The 13,456-nt window shown below is 70.1% G+C and carries 11 protein-coding genes and 1 riboswitch; of the genes, 5 read left to right on the top strand and 6 right to left on the bottom strand.

Going from position 1 to position 13,456, the window contains the following annotated elements; genetic code table 11:
• Positions 1-40 precede the first annotated feature (40 nt).
• Together ACHBTE_RS05140 and ACHBTE_RS05135 are read left to right on the top strand one after the other, a co-directional pair.
• The gene (locus tag ACHBTE_RS05140; RefSeq protein ID WP_394722176.1) at positions 41-1,360 is read left to right on the top strand and encodes an amidase; all 1,320 of its coding nucleotides are present in this window, start codon (positions 41-43) and stop codon (positions 1,358-1,360) included.
• Positions 1,361-1,446: 86 nt separating this feature from the next.
• On the top strand, positions 1,447-2,031 hold the full coding sequence (locus tag ACHBTE_RS05135; protein WP_394722175.1) for a flavodoxin family protein: 585 nt from the start codon (positions 1,447-1,449) through the stop codon (positions 2,029-2,031).
• A 116-nt stretch (positions 2,032-2,147) separates the two neighbouring features.
• On the opposite strand, the gene ACHBTE_RS05130 is transcribed toward ACHBTE_RS05135, so the two are convergent.
• The 4 genes from ACHBTE_RS05130 to ACHBTE_RS05115 all read right to left on the bottom strand — a co-directional run bounded on the left by ACHBTE_RS05130 (position 2,148) and on the right by ACHBTE_RS05115 (position 7,015).
• A complete protein-coding gene (locus ACHBTE_RS05130; protein WP_394722173.1) occupies positions 2,148-3,041 on the bottom strand; it encodes an ABC transporter permease in 894 nt (297 codons plus the stop codon).
• Complete coding sequence (locus ACHBTE_RS05125; RefSeq protein WP_394722172.1) at positions 3,028-4,002, bottom strand: ABC transporter ATP-binding protein; 975 nt, start codon at positions 4,000-4,002, stop codon at positions 3,028-3,030. Before ACHBTE_RS05125 ends, ACHBTE_RS05130 begins: the two co-directional genes overlap by 14 nt.
• Positions 4,003-4,176: 174 nt before the next feature.
• Entirely contained in the window at positions 4,177-5,466 is a 1,290-nt protein-coding gene (locus tag ACHBTE_RS05120) for an outer membrane lipoprotein carrier protein LolA (RefSeq protein WP_394722171.1), read from the bottom strand.
• Between the two features lie 538 nt (positions 5,467-6,004).
• Positions 6,005-7,015: a polyprenyl synthetase family protein gene (locus tag ACHBTE_RS05115; protein ID WP_394722169.1), complete on the bottom strand. Its 1,011-nt coding sequence runs from the start codon at positions 7,013-7,015 to the stop codon at positions 6,005-6,007.
• Between the two features lie 845 nt (positions 7,016-7,860).
• Positions 7,861-8,042: riboswitch (cyclic di-AMP (ydaO/yuaA leader) on the top strand.
• A gap of 5 nt (positions 8,043-8,047) precedes the next feature.
• On the opposite strand from ACHBTE_RS05115, the gene ACHBTE_RS05110 reads away from it, so the two are divergent.
• Positions 8,048-8,782, top strand: a complete 735-nt coding sequence (locus tag ACHBTE_RS05110; RefSeq protein ID WP_394722168.1) for a transglycosylase SLT domain-containing protein — start codon at positions 8,048-8,050, stop codon at positions 8,780-8,782.
• 96 nt (positions 8,783-8,878) lie between these two features.
• Here the strand turns inward: ACHBTE_RS05110 and ACHBTE_RS05105 are convergent, their stop codons facing one another.
• Positions 8,879-9,709: an HAD family hydrolase gene (locus ACHBTE_RS05105; RefSeq protein WP_394722167.1), complete on the bottom strand. Its 831-nt coding sequence runs from the start codon at positions 9,707-9,709 to the stop codon at positions 8,879-8,881.
• Between the two features lie 156 nt (positions 9,710-9,865).
• Positions 9,866-10,327 (bottom strand): carboxymuconolactone decarboxylase family protein, encoded by a 462-nt coding sequence (locus tag ACHBTE_RS05100; protein ID WP_394722166.1) that lies wholly within the window; start codon positions 10,325-10,327, stop codon positions 9,866-9,868.
• A 247-nt stretch (positions 10,328-10,574) separates the two neighbouring features.
• Between ACHBTE_RS05100 and fahA the strand changes: the two genes are divergently transcribed.
• Both fahA and ACHBTE_RS05090 read left to right on the top strand, forming a co-directional pair.
• The gene (gene fahA, locus ACHBTE_RS05095) at positions 10,575-11,795 is read left to right on the top strand and encodes a fumarylacetoacetase (protein WP_394722165.1); all 1,221 of its coding nucleotides are present in this window, start codon (positions 10,575-10,577) and stop codon (positions 11,793-11,795) included.
• A gap of 447 nt (positions 11,796-12,242) precedes the next feature.
• A complete protein-coding gene (locus ACHBTE_RS05090; protein ID WP_394722164.1) occupies positions 12,243-13,181 on the top strand; it encodes a M56 family metallopeptidase in 939 nt (312 codons plus the stop codon).
• Positions 13,182-13,456: the final 275 nt, after the last annotated feature.

The raw sequence follows: 13,456 nt of genomic DNA, 5'->3' as shown, positions 1-13,456 counted from the left end.
AGTGGAGAGTTGCTCGGAGCTCTCGCGGAGAATCACTCCCATGACGACCTCGCCGCCCTCCGACTCTGCCGCCCTGTCGGCCGGGGAGATCGCCTCGGCCGTACGTTCGCGGACGCTGGGCGCGGTCGATGTCGTCGCGGCGACGCTCGAACGGATCCGGCGCGTCGACCCCGTCCTGTGCGCCTTCATCGAGGTGTGGACCGAGGAGGCGCTCGAGCGGGCCGTTGAGGTGGACGCCCGGGTCGCCGCGGGTGAGTGGTTGCCCCTGGCCGGCGTTCCGATCGGGGTCAAGGGGCGGAACGGGCTGCGAATTGCGGGTCCGCTGCTGGCGGCGGGGTGCGTGGCGGTGGGGGCCACGTCGGTACCGGGGCCTGGAACCGCCTGGCAGACCTGGGGGCTCGGCCGGCACGGCCGTACGGTCAACCCCTGGCGGGCCGATCGCACGCCGGGCGGCTCCTCCGCGGGGTCCGCGGCGGCGGTGGCCGCGGGGCTGGTACCGCTGGCCACCGGGAGCGACGGGGCCGGGTCGGTGCGGATTCCGGCGGCGTGGTGCGGGGTCGTGGGGTTGAAGGTGACCAACGGACTCTTGCCGTCGGCCGACCGCACGGGGCTCATGACGCCGGGTGTGCTGGCACGGTGCGTAGGGGATGTGGCGGCGTATTGGGGGGTGATGGCGGGGGCGGTTCGGGGAGGGGACGCGGGGGCGGTTCGGGGAGGGGATGCGGGGGCGGTTCGGGGAGCGGAGTCCTGGGAGTCGGGGGCGCATGGAGGAGAGGCGTCACCCGGCAACCACGGCATCGGACGCGTGGAGCACCCCCCGCCAACCGCCGTCTGGTCCCCCGACCTCGGCTTCGACTCCCCCGACCCGGCAGCCGTCGCCGTCGCCCACTCCGCAGCCGTACGTCTCGCAGAAGCCGGTGCGATACAGCTCATCCGCCCCCGCACCCCCCTCCGCCTGGACGACCCGGCCCCCGCCTGGCTCGCCCTGCGCGCACCGCGTGCCGACGCCACCCCGGGCCTCTCCCCGGTCCCAGACCCCGACCCCGCCCGCCGCATCCGAGCCGTGAACGACAGCCGCCTGGCCGGCCTCTTCGCCGATGCCGACCTGCTGCTGACGCCGACCACCCCTGCCCCACCGCACGGCCACGAAGGCCCCGGCGACCGCTACTCCACCTCCCTCACCTGGGCCTTCAACCTCAGCGGGCATCCGGCGATCAGCATCCCGGCGGGGCTCGGGTCGGACGGGTGTCCGGTCGGACTCCAGCTGGTGGCGGCGCACGGGGCGGAATCGCTGCTGCTCGCGGTGGCGGCAGCGGCCGAGCGGTGTATCGGACCTTGGACAGCTACCCTGGACATCTAGATGCGTACGCATATAATGCACGTGCGATTATTTGTCGTACGCCGATCATTGTGGCCCCAGGCCGGGGCCGACCGTTTGGGGGACCCATGACCCGCCGCTTCCTGTTCGTCCTCGGCAGCAGCCGTTCGGACGGCAACTCCGAGTTGCTGGCCCGCAGGGCTGCCGAGCAGCTGCCCGAGACCATCGAGCAGCAGTGGATCGACCTGGCCGCGCATCCGCTGCCCGACTTCGAGGACCTGCGGCACGACAGCGACCATGTGCGCCCGACGGAGGGCGATGTCGCGCTGCTGATCGACGCCACCCTCGCGGCGACGGACGTGGTGATCGTCTCGCCGCTGTACTGGTACTCGGTGTCCGCCCACGTCAAGCGCTACCTGGACTACTGGTCGGGCTGGCTGCGCACCCCCGGCATCGACTTCAAGGCGACGATGGCCGGGCGCACCCTGTGGGGCGTGACGGCGCTCGCGCACGAGGAGCAGGAGGTCGCCGACCCGCTGGTCGGGACGCTCAACAACTCCGCCGCGTACATGGGGATGCACTTCGGCGGTGTGCTGCTCGGCAATGGCAGCAAGCCCGGTGACGTGCTCAGCGACACGGAGGCCCTCGCCCGGGCGAAGACATTCTTCGCCCAGGAGGCCCCGCTCGCCCGCTTCCCGTACGAGACCGACTGATCCACCGGACGAGACGGACCGACGCCGTGAAGGCGACCGACCGACGCTCCGTGCGCGACTGACCGAGGCGCCGTGCGGGCCCGACCGACGCCGGCCGGGCCCGCACGCTCGGCCGGCTAGGCGGTGATGTCCTTCGCCGTGAACCTCGCCCACGCCGCCGACCCGAACACCGCCGCGTAGAGAGCCTGCACGCCGAGGTTCTTGATCAGATCGTCCCAGTAGACGGGTTCGCGCATGAGGTCGGCGAAGGACAGCCAGTAGTGGGAGAAGAGGTAGGGCTGGATCGCGTGCAGTTGGGGGATCTGGTCGAGGATCTGGACGGTGATGAGCAGGCCGACCGTGGTCGCCATAGCCGCGATACCGCTGTTGGTCAGCGTCGAGACGAACAGGCCGAGCGCCGCCACACCTATGAGCGACGCGGCGACGACCAGGGCGATCAGCAGGGCTCTGCCCAGCCCTTCCACGAGGCTGATCCGGGTGCCGGAGATGGTCGTCAGATCACCTAGCGGGAACAGCAGCGCCCCGACCGTCAGTGCCGAGACCGCGACCACGAGGGTGGCCACCAGGCAGAAGGTCATCGTGGTCGCGTACTTGGTGAGGAGCAGGCGGGTGCGGCCTGCTGGGGCGACGAGGAGATAGCGGAGGGTGCCCGCGTTCGCCTCGCCGGCTATCGCGTCGCCCGCGACGACGCCGATCGCCAGCGGCAGGAAGAACGGGAGCGTGGCGGCAAGGGCGGTGAAGACCAGGAACAGGCCGTTGTTGGTGATCTGCGAGATGAACGCCGGGCCACCGCCCCCACCACCAGGGCCGCCCGCTCCACCGTCACCGGTCTCGATCTTCACCGCGATCCCGACCAGGATCGGCACGCCCGCCAGGACGGCCAGCAGCGCGAGGGTGCGCCAGCGCCGGAAGGTGGTGAGCAGTTCGCTGCGGAAGAGGCCGAAGGTCCACAACGGGCTGGGCTTGCGCGGCGGCCCTGCCGGTACCTCGATCGCTTCAGCCCGCGACATCGAAGCCCTCCCCCGTGAGTGCGACGAACGCGTCCTCGAGGGAGGCCCGTTCGACACCGTAGCCGCGGACGCGGACGCCCGCGGTCACCAAGGCGGCGTTGAGCTCGGCGGGCTCCCGGTCGGGCGGCTCGGCGGTCACCCGATCGCCCTCGACGACGACGTCACCGGCGCCCTGCTCCTTCAGCACCCTGGCCGCGTCCCCGGCATCCGGCGTGATCACGACGAGCCGGACTCGCATCCCGGCCGCCAGCTCCCCCACCGCACCCTGGGTGATCAACCGGCCCTGCGCCATCACGGCCGCGTGAGTGCAGACCTGCTCGATCTCGTCGAGAAGGTGGGAGGAGAGAAAGACGGTCGTGCCGTCGGAGGCCAACTCCCGGATCAACGAACGGATCTCCCGCATGCCCTGCGGATCGAGACCGTTGGTCGGCTCGTCGAGGACGAGGAGCCTGCGCGGCTGGAGCAACGCTGCCGCGAGCCCCAGCCGCTGCTTCATGCCGAGCGAGTACGCCTTGGCCTTCTTGCCGGCGGCGGCAGCCAGGCCCACCCGGTCCAGGGCGGCCCCGACCCGTGAGCGCCGGGTGCGCGGATCGGCGGTCGGGTCGGCGGCGTCGTAGCGGATGAGGTTGTCGCGGCCGGAGAGGAAGCCGTACAGCGCGGGTCCTTCGATGAGCGCACCGACGCCTGGCAGTACGGTGCGGGCGGCCCGGGGCATGGGGTGCCCGAGCACGCTCGCGGTGCCGGAGGTCGGCTCGATGAGACCCATCAGCATCCGGATGGTGGTGGTCTTGCCGGAGCCGTTCGGGCCGAGGAAGCCGAAGACGCTGCCCGCCGGGACGGTCAGATCGAGACCGTCCACGGCGAGCTGCCCGCCGCGGAAGCGCTTGGTGAGCGCCCGGGTGGCGATCACCGTGCCGACCTCGGCGGCCCGGTCGGCGTCCGCGGCGGGCAGTGCGTCCATGGGCTCCTCGGGTTCCTCGGGTTGCTTGGGTCCTTGCGTTTGCTTGGGTCCTTGCGTTTGGTTGGGTCCTTGAGTTGCTTGGGTCCCTGAGTTGCTTGGTCCCTTGGTCCCTTGGTCCCTTGGTCCCTTGGTTCCTTCGGCTCCTGTGGGCCTACGGCCGCAGTCGACCGGAGGTCACTTGGTCGAGTCGGCCGCCTTCACGAGCGCGTTCTTGTCGACGGCGCCCACGTAGACCTTGCCGTCGTCCGTGATCAGGGCGTTGATCAGCCGGGTCTTGAACACCGTGCCCGAGCCGAACTTGCCGGTGACCTTGTCGCCCAGGGAGTCGAGGAAGCCGCCCATGTCGCCGCCGACCTCGGCGCCGGAGGGAACGCCCTCGCCGCCGGTGTCGAAGACGGCCACGGAGTTCCAGCCCTCGCCGATGACCTCGGGGCCGTCGGATGCCTTGCCGGGCTTGCCCTCGGACTTCGGGCCGTCGAGCTCCTTGCCGAACTCCTTCTCGAACTCCTTGCGGAACTCGTCCTCCGACTTCGAGCCCTTGCCGTGCTCCCCGGCAGCCCCTTCCAGCTCGCCCTCCTCGGTGACCTTCGCGCCCTTGGGCGGGGTGAAGTCGAAGGTGGAGGAGGCCGGCTTGGCAAAGCTGACCTGGGTGAAACCCGCGTCTATCACGGCTGACCCGCCGCTCGAGGGTGTGAGCGTGAACTTCAGCGGCATACCGGTCTTGGCGTCCACGGCGACGGTGATCGCGCCCACCGTGGTCCCGGACTGCTTCGGCTTGATGAGCAGCCGGTAGGCGTCCCGGCCCGCGACATGGGCGGTGCCGTCGACGGTGACGGAGGTGGTGTCGTCGACCGCCTTCAGGGCCTCCTCGGTGAGGTCCTTGGGCGTGGCCGGCGCCTCTTCCGAACGCCCCGACCGCTTGTCGTGGGCCTTGGACTCCTCGGCGGAGCCGTGGAAGACCTCGTTCGACTTGCTGTCGTAGCCCCAGACGTCCTTGCCGTTGTGGATGAGGCTGTACTCCGAAGCGTTCTCCAGGAGGGAGAGCTTCTGCCGGTCCGGGCCGTCGAGGGCGACGCGCAGAGTGTGCGTGCCGGACGCCAGCGCGGTGAGCTTGGCTGAGGGATCGGCGGACGATCCGTCACCCGAGTCCGAGCCCATGGCACCGGAGGCGAGGCTCGACTCCAGACCGCCCAGGTCGGGCAGGCCCAGATCGGTGCTGATCTTCACGGTGCCGGACAGCTGCTGCACATCCGACTTCGCGATCTTCTCGATGAGTTGCTGCGCGGTGATCTTCGGCAGGTCCGGGTCGCCCGAGCTGGCGAGCGCCGGGACCAGCCCGATGGTCGCCGCCGCGACTCCCACGACCGTGACGGGAACGATGTATCGCGCGGCCTTGCGCCGCCCCGCGCGCAGGTCGTCGACCTCCCCGGCGGTCGTACTGTCGTCCGATGCGTACGGTGCCATGTGTGCCTTACCTCCGTCGTCGGCGGCGGCTGCCCGTCTCTTCTCCCCGCCCGAGAGTCTTACGACCCCGCAGGCCCACCCCTGAGCCGCCATTCTCACCCGAATCGGTGAGGAGTGGTGATGTCCGTGGTTTCCATCTGACCAAATCGGCCGGGGAGATTCGTCAACCTCCGGAGCCAACTCCGCGTACACCTGCGGTATGACTCACGAGCGCGGTATCTCCCCCGACCCGTAGGGGTCGAACGTCGCCGGGGAGACGCGTCGACGGTGTTCCGCCGCAGGATCTCTGCGGTTCGGCGAACAAGCCGCGGCACTTGCCGGACTGAGTGGCCCTCAGATCGAGCTCGGGGGTGCTCACGATGATCTAATATTGGACTCAGTCCAGAACGTGAGGCGCGTCACGCAAGAAGGATCAGGTCACGGCCTGGGGCCCCGGCACAGACACCCAGCCCAGCCGGCATGACGACCGACCCAGCCGGCATGACGACCGGCCCGATCAGCCTGGCCACCCTGGCCAAGGGCGCGGAACGCCTCCCCCTCACCCCGCCCGATGCACCACGGCGTCGCACAGCTCCATCAACGCAGCCTTGGCGTCGATGTCAGGCAACGGAGCCAGCGCGGCCCGCGCCTCCTCCGCGTAGCGCACCGTGTCCCGCCGCGCCTGCTCCAGCGCCGGATGCACCCGCAGGGCGGCCAACGCCTCCGCATGCCGGGCGTCGTCGCTCAGGTCGGAGTCCAGCAGCTCGCACAGGGCGATGTCCTCCGCCAGCCCCAGTCGCTCGGCCCGCTCGCGCAGCCGCAGCACCGGCATGGTCGGGATGCCCTCCCGGAGATCCGTACCGGGCGTCTTCCCGGACTCGTGGGAGTCGCTCGCGATGTCCAGCACGTCGTCCGCCAGCTGGAAGGCGACCCCCAGGCGCTCCCCGTACTGGGTCAGCACGTCGACCACCGTCTCGTCGGTGCCCGACATCATCGCCCCGAACCGGCACGAGACCGCCACCAGCGACCCTGTCTTCCCGCTCAGCACATCCAGATAGTGCTCGACCGGATCCCGCCCGTCCTGCGGTCCCGCCGTCTCCAGGATCTGCCCGGTCACCAGCCGCTCGAACGCCTCGGCCTGCACCCGCACCGCCTCGGGACCGAGGTCGGCCAGGATGTGCGAGGCACGCGCGAACAGGAAATCCCCGGTCAGGACGGCGACGGAGTTCCCCCAGCGGGTGTTCGCACTCGCGACACCCCGACGTACGGCGGCCTCGTCCATCACGTCGTCGTGGTACAGCGTCGCCAGATGCGTCAGCTCCACCACCACCGCCGACGGCACGACCCCCGGCGCGTGCCGGTCCCCGAACTGGGCGGCGAGCATCACGAGCAGCGGCCGGAACCGCTTGCCCCCGGCCCGCACCAGGTGCTGGGCGGCCTCGGTGATGAAGGGGACCTCGCTCTTGGTGGCTTCGAGCAAACCCTCCTCGACAGCCGCCAATCCGGCCTGGACATCGGCTTCCAGAGCCTGGTCCCGCACGCTCAGCCCGAACGGCCCGACGACGGTCACGAGGGGTCTCCTGTCTGCTGGTGTCTACTGGCGGTTACACGGTTTGTCGATAGGTCGCTGCCATCACTCAAGTCAGCGTATCCGGTCACGTTTCGATCACCGATGCCGCCCACCCGTCCACCACGGGCGGTATCGGATCACGACCGGCAAGTTTTTGATCACCTGATACGGACGGACATCTATCCACTTATAGGTAAGTAGCACCCTGAGTCCTGATCCGGACGTGACCGCCCCGCCGGGATTCACCTTCATGCGCACCCGTTCACCCCTCCCCCTCGCCACCCTGCCGGGTGCCGTACCCCGCACCGGCACCCCCCGAGTACCCGCCGCGGGACATCCCACGGACGACCGCTATGACAACGACTGGAATCACGCCCGAGGTTCCGTCCACGCCCAACGCCCTCGAGCGCGAACCGAGCGCGGAATGAGCGCGAAGTAAGCGTGAAGTGCGCCAGGAAATATGGACGTTGAGGGATGAATCCCCCACCTGACCGCCCCGCTCGAAGACGACACGAAGAGGCCCAATTGCTGCCGACACGGGAAAAACGGACTCCATGAGCGGCCCATTACAGGCGAGTTGGATTCATTGCCCGATTTGCCGCTCTTGTGAATACCAGTGAGTTGGGTCACGCAGCCCCCTTCTCCCCCGCGACCGCGCCCACCCCCGCCTCCCCTTACGGCAAACGCAAGTTGAGGCTTGGCAACCGCAAAGGATCAAGCGCCTCATACGCACCCGACCATGGTCAACCCGCATGACAGGTGACTAGGGCACTTGTTCCGGACATGTGCTCTCGCATACGTTCCCGCTCAGTCGGGCGGACGCCTAATCCTGCCGCCGCCCGCGCCATCCACCTACGCCACTCACACACGCACGGCAGGAGCGGGGGACCCAGGTAAGTCGCCGGACCGGACGCCTTGATGGCACACCGGGCCGGCTAGGGGTGAAGTCGCACCGTCACACGGCGGCGCGGCCGGGCATCTCCCGCCCGAACCCGACAGCTCACCTCGCAGGCGCCGGAGAGGAACAGCGCCATGCCCCGAGGCAAACACCGCCGCCCCCGTACCAACCCGCTCACCCGACGTGTCGTGGCCGCCGGAACCGGCACCGCCGCTCTCGCGCTCCCCTTGCTGAGCGCGACCACCGCGACCGCCGCCGAGCCCGCCCAGGCCCCCACCGCGGCGAAGGTCGGATCCCTCAGCTACACCACCAAGAAGGGCGACACGCTCTACGGCATCGCGGACCGTTACGACGCCCAGGGCGGCTGGCGACAGCTCTACAAGGACAACCGCAAGGCCATCGGCGACGACCCGCGGCTGATCCACCCGGGCGTCGACCTGAAGGTCCGGGCCACGAAGACGGCCGCCACGAAGACGGCCGACAAGGCGGCCTCGCCTGCCAAGAAGTCCGGCGTCGCCCAGGCCACCCATGCCGCCGCGAAGACCTACCCCGACAACCTCGACGGCTGGATCCGCGAGGCCCTGGACATCATGGGGCAAAAGGGGATTCCCGGCTCCTATGAGGGCATTCACCGCAACATCCTGCGTGAGTCGTCGGGCAACCCGGCCGCCATCAACAACTGGGATTCCAACGCCGTGGCGGGCACCCCCTCCAAGGGGCTCCTCCAGGTCATCGACCCGACGTTCGCGGCCTACCACGTGCCGGGAACGGCGTACGACCCCTTCGACCCGGTCGCGAACATCACGGCCGCGTGCAACTACGCAGCCGCGCGCTACGGCTCGATCGACAACGTCAACGGTCCTTACTAGACCCCAGGGTCGTGCGCGGCCCTACCGAACCCGGGGGAACAGGGTCCGGTCCCGGCGGAGGCCGGACCCTGCGACCTACTGGACAAAGTCGGCGACCTACTGGGCGAAGTCGGCCAGGCTCCCCGCGAACAGTGCCTCGAGGACGACGGCGATGCCGTCGTCCTCGTTCGACAGGGTGATCTCGTCGGCGACCGCTTTGAGTTCGGGATGCGCGTTGGCCATCGCGACACCGTGAGCGGCCCAGTCGAACATGGGGATGTCATTGGGCATGTCACCGAAGGCGACGGTCTCGTGCGCGCCGAGGCCGAGATGGTCGGCGGCGAGCGCGAGACCGGTCGCCTTGGTGATGCCGCATGGCTGGAGTTCGACGGTCCCGGGGCCCGACATGGTGACGGTGGCGAGAGAGCCGACCACCGCCCGTGCCGTCGCCGCCAACTCGTCGTCCGACAGGACCGGATGGCGCAGCAGCACCTTGCTGATCGGCTCGCACCACAGGTCGTCGCGGTGCCTGACCCGTACGGCGGGCAGTGTCGGGTGGGGCATCAGGTACCCCGGTTCGATGAGCGTGAGCCCGTCCACACCGTCCTGGTCGACGGCCGCGTACACCTGACCCACCTCGGCCTCGATCTTGCCGAGCGCGGTTTCCGCCAACTCCCGGTCCAGGGTGATGGACCACAGCAGACGGTCCGCGCCCGCGTCGTACAACTGCGCCCCCTGCCCGCACACCGCGAGCCCCGTGCTGCCCATGACATCCAGGAGAGGCCGCACTCTGGGCGCCGGCCGTCCCGTCACCACGAGGTGCTGGGCACCGGCCGCCACCGCCAGCGCGAGCGCGTCGATGGACCGGTCCGAGAGCGTGTCGTCGCCTCGGAGCAGGGTCCCGTCGAGGTCAGTGGCGATGAGTGAATATGCGATAGGTGCGGCCATGATCAGAGAATACGGACAGGACGCCCCATCGACTCGACGTGAACCGGACGGCTGCTGTGTTCACATGTGTTGACACCTGTTCCGGTTGCGCCGCCGCTCACCGTTTCATTTCCGGTTCCGTTCCGCCCTGACAACTTCCGCCCCCTTGTTGCTATTTCACCCCCAAGTGGTGCCCGCGGGCTCCTTGATGGTGGTGTTGATGCGGTTGAACATGTTGGTGACGGAGACGGTGAGAATCAGTGCCGACAGCTCCTTCTCGTCGAAGTGGTCGGCCACTTCGTCCCACAGCTCCTCCGGCACCGACTCGTGCGAACGGTCCGCGAGCCTCGTCATCGCCTCGGTCAGCCGCAGTGCGGCCCGCTCCGCGTCGGTGAACCAGGGCGCCTCCCGCCACGCCGAGACGGAGTCGATCCGTTCGGCGCTCGTCCCCGCCTTGCGCAGATTGGTCGTGTGGCCGTGCACACAGGCGCCGCACCCGTTGATCTGACTCGCGCGCAGCCCGACGATCTCGGCCACCTCCTGGGACAGACCGCTCTCGCCGATCGCCTGGAAGAGGGTGCCGATCCCCTTGAGCGCCTGGGGAAGGACGTACGCCGGGTTGGTCATCCGTGCCTGCATGGTGCTGCCTCCGATGTCGGTGGAGTCACTGTCACTGCACTGACGGATGTCGGACCGTGGTTGTGACCGATCGGCCGAGAAAATTCTCGCCGCGCGGCGCCGTAGGCGGCCGACCTGGCGATTCACCGACCCACGACGCGAAAATTGGCACTGCCCAAGACCGACGCCTCACCCGTAACGTGTGCCAGGACCACATGGCAATGGCATGCAATGGCATACGGAGCGGATGAGAGTGAGGCAGCACCCCATGCCCCCCTTCGATCTCCCCGAAGGCGACCCCTTCGGCACCCACAACCTTCCGTACGGCGTCTTCTCCCTCCCCGGCTCGGACTCCGCACCCCGGGTCGGCGTCCGGCTCGGCGACCACGTCCTCGACGCGGGCAGGGCGGCCTACGCGCTGGGCTCGCCGTACGCCCCGCTGCTCGCCCAGGAGACCCTGAACCCGCTGCTCGCAGCGGGCCACACCGCCTGGTCCGACGTACGGCGCGCTCTGACGGCGTGGGTGACGGTGCCGGCGCACCAGGAGGCCATCGCGGACCTCTTCCATCCCCTGTCGTCGGTCTCGCTGCACCTCCCCTTCGAGGTCGCGGACTACGTCGACTTCTACGCCTCCGAGAACCACGCCCGGAACGTCGGCCAGATGTTCCGCCCCGACGCGGCCGACTCCCTGACGCCGAACTGGAAGCACCTCCCGATCGGTTACCACGGCCGCTCGGGCACGGTGGTCGTCTCCGGCACGGATGTCGTACGGCCGTCCGGCCAGCGCAAGGCGCCCACTGATCCGGCCCCGGTCTTCGGCCCTTCTGTCCGCCTGGACATCGAGGCCGAGGTCGGCTTCGTAGTCGGCACACCCTCCAAGATGGGCAAGCCGGTCGCGCTGGGCGACTTCCGAGAGCACGTCTTCGGGCTGTGCCTGCTCAACGACTGGTCCGCTCGTGACATCCAGGCCTGGGAGTACGTCCCCCTCGGCCCGTTCCTCGGCAAGTCCTTCGCCACCTCGGTGTCGGCGTGGATCACGCCCCTCGACGCCCTGGAGGAGGCGCAGGTGGCGCCGCCGGAGCGCACCCACCCTCTGCTGCCGTACCTCGACGACTCCGGCTCCGAGGCGGAGCCCGGCGGCTACGACCTGCGTATCTCGGTGGCCATCAACGGCCACGTGGTGTCCGAGCCCCCCTTCTCCACCATGTACTGGACGGCCGCCCAGCAACTCGCCCACATGACCGTCAACGGCGCCTCCTTGCGCACCGGCGATCTGTACGGCTCGGGCACGGTGAGCGGGCCGACCGAACGCGAGCGCGGGTCCCTGCTGGAGCTGACCTGGAACGGCCGTGACCCCCTTGAACTCCTCGACGGAAAGCGGACGTTCCTGGAGGACGGCGATGTGGTGACGCTCTCCGCCTGGGCACCGGGACCGGGCGGAATCCGGGTGGGCCTCGGCGAGGTCACGGGGCGGATCGTGGCTGGGTGACGCGGCCGGGACGGTCCCTCCACATGACGGGCCGTGCCGGGAGTGCCGACCGACCGGACTGCGGCGCTCCGGCCCGACCTGACGACGACGGCCGGGGCCCAGGCCCAGCCCCCACGGGCGGCCAGGGCCGGGCCCGAGCGCGGACAAGGAGTCAGCCCGGCCCGGGGGCGGGCGCAAGGCTCCACCCCGGCCCGGTGCTGAGCCACCCGCTCCAACCACCGGCTCCCGCCTGCCGGTTCGGCGCAGTGGCGCGGGACCGGACGGGCGACCGAACGCGCAACGGATCCGGCCCGCCAAGAGCATTCGGCCAGTCCTTCCCCCTGACTCCGGCGAAGGTCACCGTCATACTGGCTGGCGGTGGGAAGCGAGCCGCACTCGTCCTCCGCGCCCCACCGTCTCGCACAGCCGCCCCCGCACCTTCCCTGACCAGGATCCGGAGCCCCCGGCATGACCGTCTGCCTGCTCCTGCTGAGCATCGTCGCCCTGACGGCTGCCGTCCCCGTCCCGCGAGCCCTGACGCGGGCCACCTGGGCCGAACGGGAACCCGTGGTCGCGCTGTGGGTGTGGCAATGCCTGGTCGCCACCGTGCTGCTGTGCTGTGTGACGGCCCTGGCGTTGGGCACGGCCGCCGTCTTCGGCACGGTGCGCGCGCAGTTGTTCGCGCCGGCGCCCCCGTCGGTCACCGAGGCGTACGACCTCTCGGCCACTCCTGCCTGGACGGTCGTCCTCAGCCTGCTGCTGGCCTGCGGTGCGGCCTGGACGACCGCGATGCTGGCCCGTGAGCTCGTCGAGGCAAGTCGGCGCCGCGGCCAGGCCAGGGCCCACCTGCGGGAACGCGCCCCCGACCTGCCCGCCGGCCTGGGTTCGGCACGCGGGCCGCTCCTGGTGCTGGAGGACGAGTACCCGGACGCCTGGTGGATGCCGGGCAACCCGCCCCAGCTGATCGTCACCACGGGCGCCCTGCACCGCCTGACCGACCACCAGCTGGACGCCGTCCTCACCCACGAACGCGGCCACGCCCAGGCCCGCCACGACTGGCTGCTGCACCTCTCCACCGCGCTTGCCACGGGCTTCCCCCGCATCCCGTTGTTCGCTCATTTCTGCGACCAGACGCACCGCCTGGTCGAACTGGCCGCCGACGACACCGCCTCCCGCCGCTGCGGTCACCTGACGACGGCCCTGGCGCTGATCGAGCTCAACCAGCACCGTGGCGTGCTGTCCTGCGCCTCCACCCACCGCCTCCTGGGCGAGCGCGTCAACCGCCTCCTCCAGCCCCCGCCCCGTCTGGGCCGCCGCCACCGGGCCCTCACGACGACGCTGGCAGCGCTGGTGCCCCTGCTCCCACTGCTGATCACGTTCGCACCGGGCTTGACGGCACTGGCCTGAGGCCCTCGTGCCCACCGCCGCCGCTGCACCGGGGCGGCTACAGCCGGCTTGAGCCTGGTCCCGTCCACCGGCGGTTGAAGGCCACCAGTGCCTGGACTGCCACCGACGCCCGGCTACGCGGACCGGGCGGCCGGCTACGAAGCGGGTGTGACCCTCTACGCGGACCGGGCAGCTGGCTACGAAGCGGGGTGACTGTCTCCGCGGACCGGGTGCCCGGCTACGAAGCGGGGTGGCCCGGCCACGAGGCCGGTCGCCTGCCTACGGCCCCGCTCTGC

It is taken from the genome of Streptomyces sp. M41, assembly GCF_043673425.1.
Classification (GTDB): domain Bacteria; phylum Actinomycetota; class Actinomycetes; order Streptomycetales; family Streptomycetaceae; genus Streptomyces.
This window is presented reverse-complemented; position numbering and strand designations above follow the sequence as displayed.